The sequence below is a fragment of the Flavobacterium sp. KH_035 genome, assembly GCF_057839565.1.
Map to the genome: position 1 here is coordinate 4,509,821 of NZ_CM174492.1, position 21,428 is coordinate 4,531,248.

General features: G+C 36.5%; 17 protein-coding genes. 6 read left to right on the forward strand and 11 right to left on the reverse strand.

The window, feature by feature from the left end; translation table 11 throughout:
* Positions 1-295: 295 nt before the first annotated feature.
* The 8 genes from AC3IS6_RS18370 to AC3IS6_RS18405 form a co-directional block, all read right to left on the reverse strand.
* Entirely contained in the window at positions 296-1,918 is a 1,623-nt protein-coding gene (locus AC3IS6_RS18370; RefSeq protein WP_173964064.1) for a UxaA family hydrolase, read from the reverse strand.
* Positions 1,919-1,920: 2 nt separating this feature from the next.
* Positions 1,921-3,387, reverse strand: coding sequence for a tagaturonate reductase (locus AC3IS6_RS18375; protein ID WP_489161505.1), 1,467 nt, complete (start codon positions 3,385-3,387; stop codon positions 1,921-1,923).
* Positions 3,388-3,585: 198 nt separating this feature from the next.
* Positions 3,586-4,257 carry a bifunctional 4-hydroxy-2-oxoglutarate aldolase/2-dehydro-3-deoxy-phosphogluconate aldolase gene (locus AC3IS6_RS18380; protein WP_263361098.1) on the reverse strand — a complete coding sequence of 224 codons (672 nt, stop codon included), beginning with the start codon at positions 4,255-4,257 and terminating at the stop codon, positions 3,586-3,588.
* Between the two features lie 11 nt (positions 4,258-4,268).
* Positions 4,269-5,291, reverse strand: a complete 1,023-nt coding sequence (locus tag AC3IS6_RS18385) for a PfkB family carbohydrate kinase (RefSeq protein ID WP_489161508.1) — start codon at positions 5,289-5,291, stop codon at positions 4,269-4,271.
* Positions 5,292-5,417: 126 nt separating this feature from the next.
* Complete coding sequence (gene uxaC / locus AC3IS6_RS18390) at positions 5,418-6,821, reverse strand: glucuronate isomerase (RefSeq protein ID WP_489161510.1); 1,404 nt, start codon at positions 6,819-6,821, stop codon at positions 5,418-5,420.
* 24 nt (positions 6,822-6,845) lie between these two features.
* Positions 6,846-7,637, reverse strand: coding sequence for a gluconate 5-dehydrogenase (locus AC3IS6_RS18395; protein ID WP_489161512.1), 792 nt, complete (start codon positions 7,635-7,637; stop codon positions 6,846-6,848).
* 6 nt (positions 7,638-7,643) lie between these two features.
* Positions 7,644-8,480 (reverse strand): 5-dehydro-4-deoxy-D-glucuronate isomerase, encoded by an 837-nt coding sequence (gene kduI / locus AC3IS6_RS18400; protein ID WP_489161514.1) that lies wholly within the window; start codon positions 8,478-8,480, stop codon positions 7,644-7,646.
* A 212-nt stretch (positions 8,481-8,692) separates the two neighbouring features.
* Positions 8,693-10,162 (reverse strand): MFS transporter, encoded by a 1,470-nt coding sequence (locus tag AC3IS6_RS18405; protein WP_489161516.1) that lies wholly within the window; start codon positions 10,160-10,162, stop codon positions 8,693-8,695.
* Positions 10,163-10,601: 439 nt separating this feature from the next.
* Between AC3IS6_RS18405 and AC3IS6_RS18410 the strand changes: the two genes are divergently transcribed.
* A complete protein-coding gene (locus AC3IS6_RS18410) occupies positions 10,602-11,555 on the forward strand; it encodes an alpha/beta hydrolase (RefSeq protein ID WP_489161518.1) in 954 nt (317 codons plus the stop codon).
* A 64-nt stretch (positions 11,556-11,619) separates the two neighbouring features.
* Here AC3IS6_RS18410 and AC3IS6_RS18415 read toward each other — a convergent pair whose 3' ends face one another.
* The 3 genes from AC3IS6_RS18415 to AC3IS6_RS18425 form a co-directional block, all read right to left on the reverse strand.
* The gene (locus tag AC3IS6_RS18415) at positions 11,620-12,996 is read right to left on the reverse strand and encodes a PepSY-associated TM helix domain-containing protein (protein ID WP_489161520.1); all 1,377 of its coding nucleotides are present in this window, start codon (positions 12,994-12,996) and stop codon (positions 11,620-11,622) included.
* A gap of 75 nt (positions 12,997-13,071) precedes the next feature.
* Positions 13,072-14,304 carry a DUF4374 domain-containing protein gene (locus tag AC3IS6_RS18420; RefSeq protein ID WP_489161522.1) on the reverse strand — a complete coding sequence of 411 codons (1,233 nt, stop codon included), beginning with the start codon at positions 14,302-14,304 and terminating at the stop codon, positions 13,072-13,074.
* 23 nt (positions 14,305-14,327) lie between these two features.
* Positions 14,328-16,724 (reverse strand): TonB-dependent receptor, encoded by a 2,397-nt coding sequence (locus tag AC3IS6_RS18425; RefSeq protein WP_489161524.1) that lies wholly within the window; start codon positions 16,722-16,724, stop codon positions 14,328-14,330.
* 107 nt (positions 16,725-16,831) lie between these two features.
* On the opposite strand from AC3IS6_RS18425, the gene AC3IS6_RS18430 reads away from it, so the two are divergent.
* From AC3IS6_RS18430 to AC3IS6_RS18450, 5 genes are all read left to right on the forward strand, one after another.
* Positions 16,832-17,866, forward strand: a complete 1,035-nt coding sequence (locus AC3IS6_RS18430; protein ID WP_489161525.1) for a helix-turn-helix domain-containing protein — start codon at positions 16,832-16,834, stop codon at positions 17,864-17,866.
* 557 nt (positions 17,867-18,423) lie between these two features.
* A complete protein-coding gene (locus tag AC3IS6_RS18435; protein WP_489161527.1) occupies positions 18,424-18,738 on the forward strand; it encodes a hypothetical protein in 315 nt (104 codons plus the stop codon).
* A 106-nt stretch (positions 18,739-18,844) separates the two neighbouring features.
* Positions 18,845-19,405, forward strand: a complete 561-nt coding sequence (locus AC3IS6_RS18440; protein WP_489161529.1) for a 2'-5' RNA ligase family protein — start codon at positions 18,845-18,847, stop codon at positions 19,403-19,405.
* Positions 19,406-19,518: 113 nt separating this feature from the next.
* The gene (locus AC3IS6_RS18445) at positions 19,519-20,442 is read left to right on the forward strand and encodes a helix-turn-helix domain-containing protein (protein WP_489161531.1); all 924 of its coding nucleotides are present in this window, start codon (positions 19,519-19,521) and stop codon (positions 20,440-20,442) included.
* Between the two features lie 183 nt (positions 20,443-20,625).
* Positions 20,626-21,390 (forward strand): SDR family NAD(P)-dependent oxidoreductase, encoded by a 765-nt coding sequence (locus tag AC3IS6_RS18450; RefSeq protein WP_489161533.1) that lies wholly within the window; start codon positions 20,626-20,628, stop codon positions 21,388-21,390.
* Positions 21,391-21,428: the final 38 nt, after the last annotated feature.

Here is a 21,428-nt window from a genome sequence, read left to right on the forward strand (position 1 = left end):
ATTGAACAGAATTTAATTTTAACACATAGAAATATAGATCGTAATACCTCAAAAAAGAAGGCAAAGTAGAAATATCTTTCTTTCACATAGTATAATATGTGCTTTTTAACTAGTGAAACGCCTTTTCTAAGCTTACAAAGGCTATGTTTCTATGTGTTAAACAATTTCACCCAACGGGTTAAAGATTAAGTAAATCAACCGGTTAAGTACAACTTCTATACTACTTAATATCTTAATAGATTCAAACAAAAAAACTCACTGTTAAGTGAGCTTTTTTATATAATGCTTTATTTTTCTAGAGTGAAACTCCTCTTTTCCAAGGAATAAAATCATTTTGATTTAAGATTGCTGCCTTGGTTTTAATGGTTCCACTGGCAACATCGATGATAAATTCCAACATTTCGTCGGCCATTTCGTCGATGGATTTTTCTCCTGTGATAATTCCACCAGTATCAATATCGATGATGTCTGACATCTTTTTAGCCAGGTCTGTGTTGGATGAAATTTTCACTACCGGCGCGATCGGATTTCCTGTTGGCGTTCCCAAACCTGTGGTAAACAATACCATATTTGCTCCTGAACCTACCATTGCTGTTGTACATTCAACATCATTTCCAGGTGTGCAAAGTAATGTTAATCCTGGCTTCGAAATGTATTCACCATAGTCAAAAACACCAGTAATTGGTGATGTCCCTCCTTTTTTAGCCGCTCCCGCAGATTTCATGGCATCGGTAATCAATCCGTCTTTGATATTACCAGGAGAAGGGTTCATATCAAATCCTGAACCGGCATCTACCACTGTTTTTTCATACCATTTCATTAATTCCAGGAAACGCTCTCCTCCTTCATCTTCGACACAACGGTTGACCAATTCCTGCTCTACCCCACACAATTCAGGAAACTCCGAAAGAATGGTAGTTCCTCCTAAAGCCGCTAGTAAATCTGACGTTACTCCTAAAGTTGGATTAGCCGAAATTCCGGAGAATCCGTCCGAACCACCGCATTCTAAACCAATTTTTAATTTGGATAAAGGCGCGGGAGTTCTTTGCACTTCATTGGCTTTTTTAATCGCTTCAAAAGTGTCTTTTACCACACTGCTAAGCATGGTTTCGATAGTTCCAATTTGCTGCTGATCGTAAATCAAAACCGGTTTTTTACTGTTTGGATTTATAGCATCTAAGGCATCTTTAAAAATCTGAATCTGCAGGTTCTGACACCCCAAACTCAAAACGGTTGCTCCTGCCACGTTTGGATTGTTTACATAACCAGCCAACAACTTGGCCAGACTGTGTGAATCCTGACGAATACCGCCACAACCACCCTGATGTGTTATGAATTTTACTTCTATATTATTGAATAAATTGGCATCATTTGAAGCCGCTTCATTTCCTGCACCACCCGTTTCTGATTTCACCAAAGAACGAAGCAGCAATTGATAATCGTTCTCTTTAGGCTTCATTAGCTCTTTCTCAAAGATATCTTTTAAGATTTCGATGTTCCTGTTTTCACAAAATACCAACGGAAAAAACAGCCATACATTCTCTGTTCCAACTTGTCCGTCTTCTCTGTGATAGCCCATGAAAGTTCTATCTTTCCACTTATCAATATTTGGAGCCGTCCATCCAATTGTTTCTGTTTTTCCGGTTACTTTATCACTTTCATGTTTGACATTTGCTGTAGAAAGCAAACCTCCTTTTTCAATTTTGGCACTAGCTTTCCCCACCAAGACACCATACATAATAATCCTGTCTCCTACATTAAAAGGAACCATCGCTATTTTATGTTTCATTTTCACATCACTCTCAACAGTAACAGCCGAGCCTTCAAAATCAATCACCTCACCAGCTGAAAGATTCACTAAAGCGACCGCTACGTTATCAGTAGGATGAACTTTTATAAGTTTTTTTTGCGTTGCCATAACTACACTTTTTGAGTTACATTATTTATTTGCTTTTGAAAATTGGCAAAACCATTTTCAATTCCGTTTGCATCAATTTCTTCCAACGCCACTGTAATTGCTTTTGTCAATCCCGGCAGCAGTGTTAAATCCTCATCCCAGAAATTTATATTTTGCAAAGTCAGTCGCGCTATTTTTTCATAATCATCCGATTTCCAAAGGCTGTCAAAAAAAGAAACAATATCTTCACTGTCATTAACCGGCAAAACTTCCCCTTTCCATGTTCCTTTGTAGAAACGGATCAAAGCAGCAAATGCAAACGTCAAATGAACCGGAAGTTTTTGATGAATACGCACATAACCTGCTAAACTAGGCAATACTCTTACCTTGAATTTTGAAACTGAATTTAATGCAATTGATGACAATAAATGCTTGATAAAAGGGTTTCTAAAACGGTCTAAGATTTCTTCAGAGAAACTTGCCAATTCCGCTTTGTCCATATTCAATGTTTCATTAATCTCCTCAAAAACAGCTCTATTTACAAAAGCTCCCGTAAAAGGATTATCAACTGTTTCTTTTACTGTTTCGTTACCATAAAGCATTGAAAAAGGAACCATTGCCGTATGCGCTCCATTCAAAATTCTTACTTTACGCGTACGATAAGGCTGCATGTCAGCCACGATTTTCACATCTAAACCCGTTTTCTCAAACGGAAGTTTTGCTTTTAGGACATCATCTCCTTCAATCACCCATAAAAAGAAGCTTTCGGCACTCACAATCAAATCATCTTTATAAGCTAACTGACTGTTGTATTCTTCTATCTGGTCTTTCGGATAACCCGGTACAATTCTGTCCACTAATGTATTATGAAAAGAACAGCTGTTTGTTAACCAAGAAACAAATTCTTCTTCCAATTTCCAATCGGCGCAATATTTTAAAATAATTTCTTTTAAAGTATCTGAATTGTAATTGATTAATTCGCAAGGAATAATCGTCAGTGCTTTATCTGCTGCACCGTTAAAATGCTTAAATCTCTCATGCAAAAGCACTGTTAATTTAGCCGGAAATGATACAGGCGGCTGCATAGTCAACTGATCGGATTCGATATACTCAATACCAGCTTCAGTTGTGTTTGAAATGATAAAAGCCAATTCCTCTTCTTTCGCCAAAGCCAAATATTCCTGAAAAGAAGCATAAGGATCAACCGCCTTCACGATATTGGTAATTAATTCTTTCTCCTGAATTTCTTCTCCTTTTTTAACACCCTTCATAAACAGGGTATACAATCCGTCCTGAGCATTAATCATATTCACTAAACCTCTGTCAATAGGCTGTACTATCGCAATTCCTGCATTAAAATCAGCTTCCTGATTTAATTTTTGAAAAGCATATTCAACAAAGGCTCTTAAAAAGTTACCTTCACCAAATTGAACTATTTTTATAGGAAGTTTTTCCGAAAACCCTGAGTTTACTCTGTTTATTTTTTCCATTACTCTCTCTTAAAATGTTATAAACAACCACGTTCAATCCCTTATTTTCTCACACTGTAAAAGAAACATTACACTTGTGTGAGGAAAACAAATCTTGCTGTGAGGACTCACAAAATTTATTTATCAAGCGTAATGTTCAATTACAATTTCTAAAATCTAAAAAAACGCATGTTAAATAAGGATTGGCATGATTACTCCTTATTTATTTTTAATATTTTTTATGATCTCAAGAACCTGACTGACTTTTATTTTTAGTCCTTCAAAATCATTGTTATCTAATATATCTTTTGAAATTAACTGTGACCCGATCCCAACACAAGTTGCACCTGCATTAAACCACGAAGTCAGACTATCAACTGTTGGCAAAACGCCGCCGGTAGGCATAATGTTGGTCCACGGACAAGGCCCTTTTATGGCTTTTATAAATTCCGGTCCGTAAATATCACCCGGGAACAGTTTTACAATTTCGCAGCCTAATTCTTCGGCTCTTGCGATTTCCGTCAACGTTCCGCAACCCGGAGACCAAAGTACTTTTCGACGATTACAGGCAATTGCTATATCTTCTCTAAATACCGGTGTTACAATAAAATTAGCTCCTAAACTCATATACAATGAAGCCGCAGCTGCATCTGTAACAGAGCCAACACCCAGCATCATTCCCGGTAATTCTGCCAAAGCATATTTGTTTAGCGCTCCAAAAACTTCATGAGCAAAATCTCCTCTGCTGGTAAACTCCATTAATCTTGCGCCTCCATCATAACAGGCTTTTAGCACTTTTTTGCTTATTTCGATATCCGAATGAAAAAATAATGGAACCATTCCGTTCTCTTTCATCGTTAAAGCCACTTCAATTCTTGAATATTTTGCCATATTTAAATCATTTATCTAGATACTAATCCGGCAGAATTACCATCTATCATATTTTCTACTTCTTTTAAGGTAACCAGATTATAGTCTCCGGCTATGGTATGTTTTAAACAACACGCAGCTACTGCAAAGTCTAAGGCTCGCTGATTGTTATTTTGATATTGCTGCAATCCGTAAATCAAGCCTCCCATAAAAGCATCTCCACTTCCTACTCTGTCTACAACAGGTGTAACTTCTTTTACGGCTGCCTGATAAATTGCTTTTCCGTCGAACAAAATTCCGCCAATTCTCTGGTGTGATGCGCTTACGGAATAACGCAGGGTTGTTGCTACTGTTTTTAAATTCGGAATCAGATCAAACAATTTACTGTACAAAACCGGAAGCGATTTTTCATCCTGATAATTCGGATTGACTTTGGGAATTCCCAACATAAAATAGGCGGTATCAATATCACCTAAAATAACATTGCTGTATTGCAACAGTTCCGGCATTACATCACTTGGCGTTTTTCCATATTGCCATAATTTTGATCTGTAATTTAAATCGCAGGAAATTGTAATTCCCAACCTATGAGCTGCTTTAACTGCTTCTAAACAGGCTTCGGCGGCACTTTGGGAAATTGCCGGTGTAATTCCGCTCCAATGAAACCAGCTCGCACCTTCCAGCACTTTCTCCCAGTCAATCATTCCTTTTTCAATAGTTGCCATTGAACTGTGCGCACGATCATAAACGACATTACTGCCACGTGTTCCTGCACCGGTTTCGAGAAAATAGATCCCTAAACGTTCTCCTCCGTAAACTACATTACGAGACTCTACATTCATCTTTCGCATTTCTTTTAAGGCCGAAGCACCAATTTCATTCTCGGGTAATCTTGTTACAAATTCTGCGTTTACACCATAATTCGCCAAAGACACACAAACATTAAACTCACCGCCTCCATACGTAGCGCCAAATGCTGTAGATTGCGAAAAACGCAAATGCCTTTCCGTCGAAAGACGCAACATAATTTCTCCGAATGCAACTACTTTATTCATATTATATTTTTTTTCACTGATTACAATGATTAAATGGATTTTAAGACTTATTGTTAAAAATTCTCAGTCTCAGTTTTCAGTCTCAGTTTCACACTGACATCTCACATTTCACATCTAACTTCTTTCTTAAAACTTGAAATATTCTTTTGCGTTATTATATGAAATATCGGCAACTAATTTCCCAATCCATTCCATATCATTTGGAAGCTCACCACGTTTGATTTCGTCTCCCAAAAGATTACATAAAATACGTCTGAAATATTCGTGTCTCGGGAAAGACAGGAAACTTCTTGAATCTGTGAGCATTCCTACGAAACAACTAATTAGTCCCATGTTGGAAAGAGCATTTAATTGTTTGGTCATTCCGTCTTTCTGATCCAAAAACCACCAGCCTGATCCAAACTGCACTTTTCCTCTGACACTTCCGTCATTGAAATTTCCAATCATGGTTGCCATCACTTCATTATCAGCCGGATTTAGGTTGTAAATAATCGTTTTGGTCAATTTATCTTTACTGTCCAAAGCATTTAAAAAGCCTGATAACTTTTGTGCCTGCGGATAATCTCCAATAGAATCCCAACCGGTGTCCGGTCCTAAAATTCGATGCATACGGGCATTGTTATTTCGTAAAGCTCCTAAGTGAAACTGCTGCACCCATCCAAACTCATGATACGTTTCAGACAAGAATAACAATACGGCACTTTGGAATTTTAAAATCTCTTCCTGACTTAAAATTCTGTTTTCTCTTTTCTTTTTGAAAATGGTATTGATTTCAGTTTCTGTAAAATCTTCAAAATAAATCTGATCCAGACCATGATCACTAAGCTTGCAGCCATTTTGATTAAAAAACTCAATTCGGTTTCTTAATGCGCTGCACAAATCTGTGTACGTGTGTATTGCAACTCCGGACACATCCCCTAATGTGTCCAGATATGCATTATAGCCATCATTAGAAATTAAGATCGCTTTATCAGGTCTGAATGCCGTACTCATTTTGGTTCCAATTGGATTCTTGGCCAGTTTCTGATGAAACTCCAGGCTATCAATAGGATCTTCGGTAGTACAAACTAATTCAGCATTTACTTTTTTAAGCAGGTTTTGTGTGCTGTAGGCAGGAGAATTAATTTTCTCAGTCGTTTCGATATATATTTTCTCTGCCGATTTTTCATTTAGCAAATCATAAATATCAAAATAACGGGCCAGTTCTAAATGGGTCCAATGAAACAAAGGATTACGCATCGTATACGGAACCGTTTTTCCCCAGTTTAAGAACTTATCTTTATCCGAAGCATTTCCGGTTACAAACTGCTCGTTAATTCCTAATGTACGCATCGCACGCCATTTGTAATGATCTCCATTGATCCACACCTTTGTAATGTTGTCAAAAATTTTATCTTCGGCAATAAACTGAGGATTCAAATGATTGTGGTAATCTATGATGGGCTGATTTTTAGCGTAAGCGTGATACAACTCTTCAGCAAATTTATTTTCAAGTAAAAAATTATCGTTTATGAAGGTATTTGAACTCATGTCTTTTTAATATAATTGAAATAATTATTCGTTTGATGGTTTACCAATTGTAGCCAAAATTCCACCATCGACATACAAAATATGACCGTTAACAAAGTCACTCGCCTTTGAAGATAAAAATATCGCTGCTCCCGCTAAGTCACTTGCTTCTCCCCATTTTGCAGCCGGTGTTCTGCTGATGATAAAATCATTAAATGGATGTCCGTCAACACGAATCGGTTTTGTTTGCTCGGTAGCAAAATAACCAGGACCAATACCATTGATCTGAACATTGTGCTTTGCCCATTCAGTAGCCATATTTTTGGTTAGCATTTTCAAACCGCCTTTTGCAGCAGCATAAGCTCCTACCGTACTGCGGCCTAACTCACTCATCATCGAACAAATGTTGATTATCTTGCCTCGTTTTCTATCAATCATTCCTCTCACCACATGCTTTGATACAATAAACGGGCTTACCAGATCGATATCGATAACTTCTTTAAAATCGGCTACTTCCATTTCGATCAGCGGAATTCTTTTGATGATTCCTGCATTATTGATCAGAATATCAATGGGTCCAACCTCATTTTCAATTTGTCGAACGGCGGCAATAACTTCCATTTCCTCCGTTACATTAAACTTATATCCCACTGCATGAATTCCATCTTTTTGAAGTTCTGCTACTGCAGCATCAATTTTTTGCTGAGAAGAATTACCGTTTATCACAATTATTGCACCTGCCTCACCCAATCCTTTTGCCATTGCCATTCCCAGTCCGTGTGTACTTCCTGTAATCAGGGCCACTTTTCCTTTTATATCAAATAATGAGTTTATCATAATTTCTTATCTTAAATCGGTGATTTTACACACATCCATATCTCCATAATCTAAATTTTCACCGGCCATTCCCCAGATAAAAGTATAATTACTGGTTCCTGAACCGGAGTGGATGGACCATGGCGGTGAAATAACTGCCTGATGATTGTTCATCCAGATATGTCTCGTTTCCTGAGGCTGTCCCATAAAATGACAAACGGCCTGATTTTCGGGAATGTCCAGATAAAAATATACTTCCATTCTTCTATCGTGTACGTGTGCCGGCATTGTATTCCAAACACTTCCCGGTCTTAACTCGGTCATTCCCATCTGCAATTGGCAAGTGGTTACAACACCTCCAATAATCATTTGGTTTACGGTACGGTGATTGGCCGTTTCCATAGTACCCAATTCCAGTTTATTGGCTTCTGCAAGACTTACTTTTACCGTTGGATAAGTCGTGTGAGCAGGAGCCGAATTGATATAAAACTTAGCAGGATTCTTAGCGTCTTCGCTTTTAAAGATTACTTCTTTGTTACCGCTTCCTATGTACAAAGCATCTTTAAAATCTAATTCAAAAGTAACTCCTTCCACTTCTATAGATCCCTTACCACCTACATTGATGACTCCCATTTCTCTTCTTTCCAGAAAATAACCTGCTTTAAGCGGATCAATGCTTTCCAAAGTCAAATCCTTTACCGGAACTGCTGATCCGGCAATGTACCTGTCATAATGAGAATAGGTTAATACAATTTCATCTTCCTGCATCAGGTCATCAATTAAGAACTCATTTCTCAATTCCTGAGTGTCGTACTTTTTTACTGCTTCGGGGCTTGACGCGTATCTTGAACTATATTTTGTCATAATTTTATTTTAATGTAATCGATTGCACAAAATTAGATTTTTATCCCTAAAAACCATAATTGAAACTAAAATTTATTTTATTTTTTTGCTAAAACTTCTCTTGTCGATTCCGAAACTGAACCATTGTTTAAAAAATACACTACAGTTGATCCTTTATTCCTGTTAACTTCTAAATCTGATTTTAGTCCGGATTTAGCTGGCTCTTAAAAATCCTAAAGATTCGTAATCGGACTGTATTTTGGCACTAACGTTTTCATTACAGACCAGCCTGTTAAATAACAAACGGCACAAATTGAGAAAATGATAAAGTAACCGGCCTCAATTCCATGAAAGCCCATAAACGACATATTATTCTCTTTTGCATAATCAAACAGCATCCCTGATCCTTTATTGATAAAAGTTGAACCAACTCCTCCCGCTAATCCGCCAATTCCAGTAATCGTTGCAATTGCTTTTTTAGGAAACATATCTCCTACTGTTGTAAAAATATTAGCCGACCAAGATTGATGGGCTGCTCCAGCAATACCAATAATAACTACAGGAATCCAGTAACTTATATACCCTAAAGGCTGTGCTATTAAAGCCAGTAACGGAAAGAATGCGAAAATCAGCATCGCTCTCATTCTTCCTTCGTATGGGTTCATTCCTTTTTTCTCTATAAAATAGGTTGGCAGCCAGCCACCAATAATAGACAACAAGGTTATCATATATAAAACAAATAAGGGTAAAGCAGCCTGTGTAGAATCCATTCCGTAGACCGAGCTTAGATAAGCCGGAGTCCAGAATAAGAAAAACCACCATACACCATCGGTCATAAACTTCCCAAAGGCAAACGCCCAGGTTTGTTTGTATTTAAAACAATCTACGAATGAAACTTTATCTTTTGTTTCCGGCACATACCCTTCTAATTTACTATCTGCCACATCGTCCTGTTGAATATACTCTAATTCTGCAGCACTTACTTTTGGATGTTTTTCCGGCTTATCGTACATGAAAATCCAAAATCCCATCCAGACAAAACCCAAAGCACCAATAATGATAAACGACATTTCCCATCCAAACGATTTTGCGATAAACGGAATCGATATAGGAGCTGCTAAAGCCCCAACAGTTGCTCCTGCATTAAAGATACTGGTTGAAAATGCTCTGTCTTTTTTAGGGAAATATTCGGCTGTTGTTTTAATAGCGGCTGGGAAATTTCCTGCTTCACCTACAGCCAGAACAAAGCGGGCAAAGATGAATAAGGTTACACTTACATTGATTACCAGTCCGGTATCTTTCACAAGATGAATTGCTTCTTTTGCACCTTCAAAACCTACAAACCAGTTTCCCGTGATGATTCCGGCTGTGGCAATACCACAAAAGGCATGCAAACAAGCTCCAAAAGACCAAATTCCGATCGCCCAGAGGAATCCTTTTTTAGTATCCAGCCAATCCACAAATCTTCCCGCAAACAATAACGAAACGGCATAAAATATAGAAAATAGAGCGGTTATATTCCCATAGTCATTATTGGTCCAGTGAAACTCAGGAGCAATAAAATCGCTCCAGGTTAAAGAAAGTACCTGTCTGTCTAAGTAATTAATGGTAGTAGCAAAAAATAGCAACGCACATATACTCCAACGATAACTTCCTGTAGATTTTTTGGCTTGGCTCATAATAACTGCATCTGTTTGGTTCATGGTAATGGTTTATTATAAAAATTGATATTTTTTCGGGTAATTTAATCTGTAGTTAAAACGTGATACAAAACAGCAGCACCAATGAATTAAATCTAGCAAAATTAAACAAATGTAATCGATTGCACAAATATAGTTTTAAATCTTTATATTCCAAATAAATTATATAAAAAATTAATTTAAACTAATAATTAAACACATCAATCAAAAAAAAGAACTCAAAATTACATATTAAACAATATATTTGTTAAAAGCTATTGTGTGAAATTTGTCCGTTTTATGTGTCAAAATTGTCCAAAAAACTTTCACTTTTGACGAATCCCTAATAATCTTGTAGCTTAGCAGGCAAAAATCATTTGTTACATTTTTACTGAAGCTTAAAAACAACCCAAAAAATATTTTTGAAATCAGTTTTCAATTCTCTTAAATATTCCAATAATTCATGAAAAAAATAAATTTTTTAGAACACTATCGCACCAAAGAAATACTCCTAACCCTGTTTCTATTCACAGTAATGCAGTCTAAATTACAAGCACAAAATCAAATAATACCGTTGTGGAATGCAATTCCAGGAGAGCTAAAAACCTCCAATTATATAGAAAATGAGTCTGTAAAAGATGGAAAAGTACAGAGTACAAGTTTAGTCACCATTCCAACATTGAGTGTTTTTTTACCAAAAGAACCTAAACCCAACCAAACTGCTGTTCTCATTTTCCCAGGCGGAGGATATCAACATTTAGCGATTGACAAAGAAGGTACGAAGGTCGCCAAATGGCTGAATGGTTTAGGAATTGCGGCTTTTGTCATCAAATATAGATTACCCAGCGATCAGATCATGAAAGACAAAAATATCGGCCCATTACAGGACGCACAGGAAGCTATGCGCTACGTAAGGAAAAATGCAGCAAAATACAGCATAGACAGCAATAAAATTGGCATTATGGGCTTCTCTGCCGGAGGGCATTTGGCTTCGACCTTAGCGACTCATTATGACGATGTGACCTATGAAACAAGTTCTAAAATAAGTGCCCGTCCGGATTTTTCGCTTTTAATCTATCCGGTAATCTCTATGCAAAATGATATTACACACAAAGGTTCCCAAGTCAGCTTATTAGGAAACCATCCTTCTCAGGAGTTGCTCGATTTTTATTCTAACGAAAAGAGAGTGAACTCAAAGACACCGGCAGCTTTCTTAATTCACGCTACAGACGATACAGTAGTTTTACCGGAGAATAGTATCAATTACTATCTCGCTCTCAAAAAAAATGATGTCCCGGCTGAGTTACATCTTTATGAAAAAGGCGGGCACGGTTTTGGCTTGGGCGCAAACAATACCAGTAAATTTTGGACTAAAGATTGCGAAGAATGGCTTCGGACGCATGGATACAGCCATTAAAACTGACTGCACAAAAAGGGCGAAACCGGTAAAGTTTCGCCCTTTTTGAATACTGAAAAAAAAACTAAAGTGACAGTTCTTTTTCTACTATTTCTTTCGGTTTAACAACTGAAACTGCCTTTACTCCTACTTTTGGAGCTACCGCAGGTTTTTTGCCAAATTTTTGTTTTCCCCACCAAATTAAGAACCCGGTAATTGGTAAACTGGCAGAAATTAAACTGGCAAAAAAAGCGATAACTTTTCCGGTAAGTCCCAGCACCGATCCAACATGAATATCATAGTTCATCCTGCGGATTTTATCCGGAATATTGGCCTCGATATACTTGCCTGAAAAAGGTGTTTTTATTGATATTTCTTTTAAGGTTTGCTGATCAAAACTGTAGCGGTCCATATTATAGTAGGTGTTTCTCTGTTTGTACACAAAAGCACCAATAGGATCTGAAGGTTTTTCGGGAATGCTAACCATAATTCCCGATGCCTGAGGATTTTGCTTTGAAATATTCAATAAAACACGATCGACTGTGCTTACTTCAAATGTCTTAACGTGCGTTGTATCTGACTTTGGAGATTCTCTGTTTTCCACTAAAGGTTTCCCGCCTGACGTCACCCAATACAATGATTTACTGAACCATCCAAAACTCCAAACGAGCCCTGTCATTGATATAATCAAAAGAAAGATCATACTGTAGAAACCTAAGACGTTGTGCATATCATAGTTGACGCGTTTAAAACTGGCTGACCATTTGATTTTAAAGCTCTTATCCCGAATGGATTTTATCCATTTGGTTGGCCACCACAAAACCAATCCCGAAAGGAGCAAAAAAACAAATATAAGAACCGCCACCCCAACAATTGGCCGACCAATATCATATGGCAGCCATAAAGCGCGATGGCCATTTAGGATGAACCTGAAAAAATCAGGAGAATCGCTTCTTGAAACGGATTTAACTTTGAGAACTTCTCCGGTATAAGGGTTCATATAGACACTGGTAAAGATACTGCTTCTTCTTTTTTTAGTTTTTTCTTCTTTTCCCTTCCCTTTGCCTACAGTCTTTTCGCTTTTATTTTTATTGCCGATTTTTTCCTCTTTACCATTTTCTTTTTCTTTCTTTTTTGTAAAGTAGCCAGCAATGGCGGCTTCATTTTTTTCTCCAAAAGTAATGCTTGTAGCGTGTTTACCTTTCATTGTTTTATCTGCAATCCCAACCAGTTGCGATGGCAGTAAAAAAGCTTTTTCCTGAGGTTCAACATAGCGCCAGTCTTCAATAAAGTCTCTTATCTCATTTTCAAAAACATAGATACATCCGGTCAGGCTGACAATAACTACAATAATTCCCGATGCCAGCCCCAGCCATAAATGCAGCCACGCCATTACGCGCTTGAATAGTGATTTTTTACTTTTTTTCTTATTTGGATTTGACTTTGAAGAAGAAGAAAACATATTTAAAAGTGTATAAAAGATAAATAAAAAAACCGCAGGCCACAGTAAGCCTACGGTTCTATAAAAAAACCATTTTTAATATTTTAATTTCGCAATTGCGGTAATTTGGCCTCCTTCAACTTTTTTACCTTTAGTAGCAACCGCAGTTGTACCATTAATAGTATAGATCCAGTTGCCTTCAGGAGTATTAATCCCTACTACAGCAGAACTACCATCTTCTGTAGTAATATTATAGCGACTCGTTACAGAAGTTAATGTTGCCGGAGCATTTGTTACCCAGGTAAAAGTTTGGTTGTACACATCGGCAATAGCCAGTTTAGGAACTCCATTATTTTTACCTGCATTTCCGTACATCAACAATAAAAATTTCCCTTTTGAAATGTAATTTGTTGCAGAGATTTTAAATCCTCCTGATTTCTCTTGTACATTAAAGAAGTAAGATTTATCAAACTCGGTAGTTCCTTTTTTAATTCGTACTACCGCCGCTGGTTTTGTAGAAGTCAAAACGGCATTGCTTGACGCAATTGCACCTGAAAAACCATACGCATCACCATTTTCATCTTGAAATAATCCGTTTGTAAAATAAGCACCCAAATAACTTGTGCGGTTATCCTTGATTACTTTTTGCAATTTAAGTTCCGGATAATTATACACAGCAACCCAGGTACTATCAGGATTTTTAGTTCCAAAATTATCAACTCCATCACCCTTAATACTCATATAAGGCATAAATACTTTATCACCAACCTGTGTCGCCCAGGTAAAAAATGCTCTTTCTCCGTTTCCGGCAAGTTTTTTTGTATCTTGCTGTGCTTCAACGGTAATTAGCGATTTTTCAGCATCAATTTTGTACATAGAAGCAATTGAAGCTGCTCCGCTTCTTGGTACTTTTATCGTTAAAATATCTTTATTTACCGCTGCGAAAACATGTACCGTTTCAGCCTGAAAATTAGACTTTTTAACCAGTTTCCCTTCCGCATTCAGGTTGTAAGTTGTTACGGCTCCCGGATTTCCTTGTCCGTAAAGCAAACTAAAGAAATTATTCTGCGCTGTAATATAATAACGGTATGTTCCGTCTTGCTCTAACCCGTTACCCATTGTTGTAATAGATCCGGTCGAAATATCATCGGTAGTTAATAAATAATCTGCAATTCCGGCAGCACCGGTTGTGGCCGTAATAATATATTTTGTTTTTCCTGTATCACCTCCACCACCAGTTTCGTTTCCTGATTTATCAGAATCACTACTGCAAGAGAATGTGGTAAACGTTAAGAAAGCCAATAAAGCTAATGTGCTATTTTTTTTCATGTTATTATGTGTTTGTATTAAAATTATTTATTTGATTTATTGAAAAAATATCTGAATTTGACGTAGAAAGCCCTGCTAGGTTTTTGCAATGAAAAATTATCGTAAAGCTTATTATCAAGGACATTTTTACATTCAAAAGCAATATTGTACTTGCCGTTTGCAAGTGTGTAGACAGTATTTAAGTCGTGACTTAGCTGCTGCGGAATTTCTAATTTACTATCCTTGCTTCCCATACTTGGCCAGGACAAATAGTAAGTATGCACATATAATAGATTATACCCTACAGATAAATTATTGCCTTTTTTTATAAGATCATTAAAAAATACGGTCGCATCGGCATTTCCAAAAAGGAAAGGCATATTTGGAATTCTGTCTTTATAAAAAGTAGAAACATAGTTCTGATTAGGTTCATACTCTGTCATATTTCTAATGTTTTGATAAGTGGCATTAAATCCTGCTGTAAAACGCCTGCGATACGAATATCTGATTTCACCATCAATACCATAATTGGTAACCTTGCCCTGATTCACATTTGTTGTCATAGTCTGATTGTTATTAAGCGTTGGACGAATAAAATCAGTAGCATTTCTATGCAAAAAATTGATATCAAACGATAAGGCATTCACTTTATTAAAGCTCGTCTGGTAACTTGCACCAATGTTAAAATTATTACTGGTTTCCGGCTTTAACCCCAGGTTTCCTTCTAAATTATCATTCACATTTCCAAAGATTTCTTCTGGTGATGGCAGTCGGTAACTTTTCTCAAAAGAAGCTTTTAGCTGCAAATTGTGCCTTAGATAATAACTGGTTGCTACACCATATCCTGTTGTAGAGGTATTGTCCGTAAATTGCTGATAAGCAATATCTCCTGTATTTCCTGACGGATTATAACTTCTCGAATAAGTAGTTTTTAAGGAGTAATCTTTTAAAAATACCGAAGTACTCCACTTCTCGTTGTAATCAAATTTATACCCTATTCCTAAAATGTTTTTTTGCGTTTTTTTAGGCTGTTTATATATCAAAGATTCGGGAACTAACTCATCACTTTCCTTACGGTCAAAAGTTGTAAAGGTGTTGTTTAGCATAAAAGAGTGTCGCTCTCCCAAAGCATAAGTCGCATTGGCTGTTGCTACACCATTATTGTTTTTAAATTTTCGTAGTGTACGGCTTCTTTCTCCTCCTGCCCCATCATATTCTTTATAATCTCCAAACCAATTGTATCTTCTGTAAACAGTATCTACATTTTGTTCTTCACCAAAGTTGTAGTTTCCGGTAAGATTAAAATTCAGGCCTTTTGTAAAAAAATCTTTTACCTGATATTTTAACGTTGGCATTAAAATATTTCCTTTACGGTAAACCTGTCCAAAAACACTTACCATTCTGGCACCTGTTTGGATATCAGCTTTATTTTCGCCAGCTGTAAAACCGAACAATAATTTATCGGCATATTTTTTTCCTGTTAGACCAACATTTAAAATCACAGTCTCATTACGGTATTTATCATGAAATCGTCTAACACGCTGATCCGGAAAATAGGCCCCAGTATTCAAATCGGCGACGTCTACATTTACCCAATAATTATTATCCGAGTAGTTTTGAAAAGCACTAATTTCTGTCGTAAAACCACTTTTAGAAGTATACCCTGCATTAATGCTGCTTCGATGTGTATTAAAAGATCCAAAAGAATAAGAAGCATCTAAGAAAGTTCTTGGTTTACTGTTCGTAACGATATTTACCGCACCTCCCAAAGCGTCACCACCGAGCCAGATTGGCACTACACCTTTATAAACCTCTACGCGGTCAGCAAGATTAATCGGGATATTATTCATTTGAAACGATGATCCAAAATTATCCATGGGAACTCCATCAATAAAAAATTTTACCTGATTTCCCTGAAAACCATTAATAGAGAGCTCCGATCGGGATCCTACTCCCCCCGCTTCCCGAACACGTACTCCCGAAACCCGGTCTAACGCATGTGCCAGATCAAGAGTAGAATTGTGCAGTTTTTTAGCGTCAATTGCGGTAACGCTATAGGCTTGTTTATTTACTTTTTCTGTTTGAGAACGTCCCAGTACTGTAACGCTTTCCAATTCATTCAATTCACTTTCTAACTGAATGGAAAAATTTGCATTGTTATTTGCTGATACTTCAATATGTTTTTTTTGTGTTGAAAAACCAATCGCGGTAATTTTTAAAATATGTTTTCCCGGTTTTACATTTCCAAAAAGGAACTTTCCGTTTTCATCTGAAATAATACTTAAATCTGTCTTTTCAATTATAATTGTAGCGTAAGGAATGGTCTTCCCGGAATTCTCAATTACCTGTCCACTAACCGAGACACCTTGATTTTGCTGAGAAAATGATAAGAACGAAAAAAGAAAAAATATACTAAAAAATAAAATTTTGTGAGTTGTCATATCTTTAATTAGACTAATTATAAATAACTTTGCCGCAAAAGTACCATCAACACCCTCAAAACAAATAGGGAAAAACGGATTATTATTTTGTAAAAACGGATTATATTTTGAAAATCAAATCGAAACTTTTAGCCCATGAAAGTCCAATTATTCAAATTGAGATTGGCGATAAATGGTACCCAAAAAATCATTTTACAGAAGAAAACATTAACATTTCAAACCCTGATATCGAAGTTATAAAAAGTAGACATCTTATTGCTGAAGGAATGGTTTTACTTGATACTCAGATGTATTTTTCGACACCTCAAACCGTCCTGTTTGAAATTGATACAGAATCTGTGGTGATGAATTTTATTTGTTGTAATAATGTAGAAACTTATATTGACCAATTGGAAACGGAGAAATACTCAATAGAAGATACACATAATATCTTCTACGCTAATAATTATAAAGCTACTTTTAAAATTCCGGCTTTTGAGCAAATTAATTATTTATCCATTATTTTATCCAAAGACTTTTACTATACCATTATTAATGAAGATTGGAAACTTCACGAAAAATTTTCAAAAAATATTCTGCTTAAAAAATCAAGCTACCTCCATTCAAAATACATTCCGTTTTCACCAGCGATACAGTGGCTAATTCACGAAATAAAGGCCTGTAACCGACAGGGGGCTCTAAAAAAAATGTATATCGAAACAAAGGTAAAAGAACTATTAATACACCAACTCGACGCTATCACCACCCTACCCATTCAAAAAGATCAAATTGACGAAGAGGACTATAACAAATTACTAAGAGCCAAACAGCTTTTAGACAAAGATTTTGTTCATGCCCCCACTCTGACAGAGCTTTCCAGACTAATCTCTTTAAATGAATTTAAACTTAAGAAAGGCTTTAAAGCTTGTTTTCACACCACTGTAAAAAGCTACATCATCAGGCTTAGAATGGAGCGCGCGAAAGAATTATTTCAGAATAAAACTATCACCGTTAGTGAAGCAGCTTACAAATGCGGATATAAAGATGTCTCTCATTTCTCCGCTGCTTTTAAAACTTTTTATGGTTTCTCCCCTCAAAAAATTAAAATGAACTGGGAGTTTATCCGTCTATGGATCGCCGGATTTTTATTCCTGAGTACATAAAAAAAAGGGTCTTTAGACTCGGTTAACCAACCAACCAGATCTAAAAACCCTATAAAAATAAGACTCTTTTGTAATCTTGCAAATTCATACAAAGCTTATACCCACGATCAAATGAATAAGTCAAATTTTCATTGTAATTAAAAAATTGTTTCTCCAAAAACAGTTAATTATAGCAACCTATATGCCGCGTAAAAGGTAGACACGACATAAACCCACGGTTTCTACGGTGCAAAAGTACAAGCAACTTTAGAGAAATCATTACGCCTTTCCACATTCCAAAAATCTTTTCCGTTCTAATACCTCTAAGTTACTGACTGTCTGAAATACTAAAGCTTGAAAATCTTTTATTTTTCTTTTAAAGAGGCTAAGGTACTAAGGCGCTAAGGTTGGAAGTCTTAAATTCTTAAAACCTGCAAGTTTTCTTATTCTAGATTAAGTTGTAGCAAATTCTTTACTACTACATTTGTCAAGTATAGGTCAAATTTTAAGATACAAAGATTCCAGAAACTTAGAATCCAAGCATCTTAGCAACTCAGCACCTCTTTAAACTACTGATTATGAAAACATACGAATTCTTACTACTAGGAAAAAATCAGGCAATACTGGAGATTTTAATAAGACTGGTTAATGCTTATAAAAACTGGAATGCAGTTGGTTTCAGTGACGAAAAATTAGCTCAGGAATATTTTCTGAACAACAAAATTGACATTGTTCTTTTGAGTTCCGGAATCGAAGATCATATCGAGAAAGAATTTACCTTTTTTTGCCTGAAAGAGCAACCCGATGTCGAAGTAATTGAACATTTTGGAGGTGGAAGCGGATTATTAAAATCAGAAATAGAGTATCGACTACATCTTAAAGGAAAATTATAGATACAAGTATTTCTTTTACCTGTGTTTCCTCCGTTTTAAAGATCCTGCTCTTAAACTGCACCAATGCAAACAGATTATCTAAATTTGCACAAAGCAAACGCTAAAAATGGAAAAGAAATATTCAGTTGTCATACACCCCTCAGAAGAAATAATTGAGGCCATAAAATTAATGAAAGAACTTCTAGCAACTAAAATTGGCTGGTTCAACAGTAAAAATTCGATTGCGCATATTACGATTTGTGAATTTACAATTGACGATTCTCAAATAGACAAATTCAAACAAAAGCTTATAAAAGTTTGCGATAGCTTTACTCCTTTTGAGGTGCTTTTGGATCGTTTTGGCTCTTATGAAAGCGGTGCGTTCTTCATTGCTCCAAACGAAGAATCAAAAGAGAATTTAAAACCAATCATGAAAAAGACGCAGGAAGCGTTACAGCTTTCAAATCTTAAAAAGAGCAGTGATCCTCATATTTCTATTGGTAGAAAACTAACTCATGAGAATCTTAAAATAGCATCGCAGCTTTTTACTACTATTACAATGGAATTTACATGCGAAGCAATTCTTTTACGTGAATTCGATAGGGTAAAAAAACAGTTTTTTGTGATTGATTCTGTTCCTTTTGGCAGTAATCCTCAACCGGAATTAATCCAGGGAAGTTTGTTTTAAATGTTTCTTGTGAGATGCAAGATGTGAGATGTGGAGAGTAGAAAACCTGAAACTTCAAACTTGAAACCTGTAACTTCATTTTTCCGTATATTTGAATTTTACAATTCTCTGCTATGAAATCACTGGATTCCTTTTACAAAGATATTACCGAAGGCTCTTCTATTGAACCGAGTTCATTATTGCCTAATGATATTCAAAAAGAAATTGGTCATTTTAATGTATTTAACATCAAAGAGCTTTTAGAACGTCTTCAGGGAAAGGCTATCATGCCTTATGACCGACGCGCTTACTACAAAATCAGTTTGATTAAAGGTAAAAATCGTGCTGAATATGCGGATAAGATAATCGAGATCGAAAAACAGGGTCTTCTATTCGCAACACCTAAAATTCCGTACAATTATTTGCCACAGGACAGCAATCAATCGGGACAATTTTGTGTGTTTACCAGTGAGTTTTTATCGAAAACAAAAAGCGGAATTGATTTAGACGAACTTCCAATTTTTGCTTCTGATGGTTATCCGATTTTTCAGTTAACCGACGAAGAAGTGATAGAAGCAGAACTGATCTTCAACAAAATACAAAAAGAAATCAACTCTGATTATATTTACAAATACGATTTGATTCGGAATTATGTTGCCGAGTTAATTCACTTCGGACAAAAATTACAGCCTATAACTGCATTGTATTCAAAGCACAATTCGGCCGCCAGAGTGTCTTCTTTATTTGCTGAACTGCTGGAAAGACAATTCCCTATCGAATCTCCAAATCAGCGCTTACAACTCCGAACCGCAAAAGATTTTGCCGAAAGATTATCCGTGCATGTGAATCATCTCAATAAGGTTTTAAAGGAGAATACCGGAAAAACCACAACCGAATTGATCAGCAGCCGTCTGACCAGTGAGGCCAAAATTCTTTTAAAACAAACGGATTGGAATATCTCTGAAATTGCCTTTTCATTAGGATTTGAAGAACTGGCCCATTTCTCCAACTTCTTTAAAAAACAAACTTCCTTTACGCCTTTGGCCTTTCGCAGTTAATTGTTTATTGTGAGATGTGAAATGTGAAATGTGAGTTGTTGAGTTTGTACTCTTGACACTTAACTCATAACTCATTAATCATTAATCTGATTTGAATTTCGCAAACATCGGTTTGATATTTACAATTCCCCCACACTACTTCGCCCCTACCTTTGTCTTAATCAATTTAAAACATAAAATAAAATGGCAGTACATACAAAAATTGCTCTGGTAACAGGTGGCAGCAGAGGTTTAGGAAAAAATATGGCGATTGCAATTGCCAAAAAAGGAATCGATGTAATTATAACCTACAACAGCAAAAAAGAAGAGGCTGATTCGGTAGTAAAAGAAATTGAAAGCTTAGGTCAGAAAGCAGCCGCGCTTCAATTAAATGTTGCCGATTCCGGTACTTTTGATCCCTTTTTCAGCTCTGTTGCAGAAACTCTAAAAAAGACCTTTAAAACAGATAAGTTTGACTTTTTAGTAAACAATGCCGGAACCGGACTCCACAATTCATTTATGGAAACATCGGAAGCCGAATTTGATCAATTAACGAATATACATTTTAAAGGCCCCTTCTTCCTAACTCAAAAAGCATTAAATCTTATGAATGATGGCGGCGGAATCGTAAATATCTCCACCGGTTTAGCCAGGTTTTCTTTTTCGGGTGCTTCCGCCTATGCCTCTATGAAAGGGGCTATTGAAACGTTAACCAAATATCAGGCAAAAGAATTGGGTGAACGAAAAATCAGAGCCAATGTAGTCGCTCCGGGTGCAATCGAAACCGATTTTGGAGGTGGTGTGGTTCGCGACAACGAACAATTGAACAAAAATATAGCTGCAGTTACGGCTTTAGGAAGAGTGGGTTTACCGGACGATATAGGTGGTGTAGTTGCCTTTTTATGTACTGAAGAGGCACGTTGGGTAAATGCACAACGCATCGAAGTTTCAGGTGGAATGAATTTGTAATTTTATATTATCAATATATAGATTTCGTATTAAACCCG

Excerpts from the sequence above, each read along its gene's own strand:
- AC3IS6_RS18370 (WP_173964064.1), bottom strand. The coding sequence starts at position 1,918 with ATGGCAACGCAAAAAAAACTTATAAAAGTTCATCCTACTGATAACGTA.
- AC3IS6_RS18375 (WP_489161505.1), bottom strand. The coding sequence starts at position 3,387 with ATGGAAAAAATAAACAGAGTAAACTCAGGGTTTTCGGAAAAACTTCCT.
- AC3IS6_RS18380 (WP_263361098.1), bottom strand. The coding sequence starts at position 4,257 with ATGGCAAAATATTCAAGAATTGAAGTGGCTTTAACGATGAAAGAGAAC.
- AC3IS6_RS18385 (WP_489161508.1), bottom strand. The coding sequence starts at position 5,291 with ATGAATAAAGTAGTTGCATTCGGAGAAATTATGTTGCGTCTTTCGACG.
- uxaC (WP_489161510.1), bottom strand. The coding sequence starts at position 6,821 with ATGAGTTCAAATACCTTCATAAACGATAATTTTTTACTTGAAAATAAA.
- AC3IS6_RS18395 (WP_489161512.1), bottom strand. The coding sequence starts at position 7,637 with ATGATAAACTCATTATTTGATATAAAAGGAAAAGTGGCCCTGATTACA.
- kduI (WP_489161514.1), bottom strand. The coding sequence starts at position 8,480 with ATGACAAAATATAGTTCAAGATACGCGTCAAGCCCCGAAGCAGTAAAA.
- AC3IS6_RS18405 (WP_489161516.1), bottom strand. The coding sequence starts at position 10,162 with ATGAACCAAACAGATGCAGTTATTATGAGCCAAGCCAAAAAATCTACA.
- AC3IS6_RS18410 (WP_489161518.1), top strand. The coding sequence starts at position 10,602 with ATGAAAAAAATAAATTTTTTAGAACACTATCGCACCAAAGAAATACTC.
- AC3IS6_RS18415 (WP_489161520.1), bottom strand. The coding sequence starts at position 12,996 with ATGTTTTCTTCTTCTTCAAAGTCAAATCCAAATAAGAAAAAAAGTAAA.
- AC3IS6_RS18420 (WP_489161522.1), bottom strand. The coding sequence starts at position 14,304 with ATGAAAAAAAATAGCACATTAGCTTTATTGGCTTTCTTAACGTTTACC.
- AC3IS6_RS18425 (WP_489161524.1), bottom strand. The coding sequence starts at position 16,724 with ATGACAACTCACAAAATTTTATTTTTTAGTATATTTTTTCTTTTTTCG.
- AC3IS6_RS18435 (WP_489161527.1), top strand. The coding sequence starts at position 18,424 with ATGAAAACATACGAATTCTTACTACTAGGAAAAAATCAGGCAATACTG.
- AC3IS6_RS18440 (WP_489161529.1), top strand. The coding sequence starts at position 18,845 with ATGGAAAAGAAATATTCAGTTGTCATACACCCCTCAGAAGAAATAATT.
- AC3IS6_RS18445 (WP_489161531.1), top strand. The coding sequence starts at position 19,519 with ATGAAATCACTGGATTCCTTTTACAAAGATATTACCGAAGGCTCTTCT.
- AC3IS6_RS18450 (WP_489161533.1), top strand. The coding sequence starts at position 20,626 with ATGGCAGTACATACAAAAATTGCTCTGGTAACAGGTGGCAGCAGAGGT.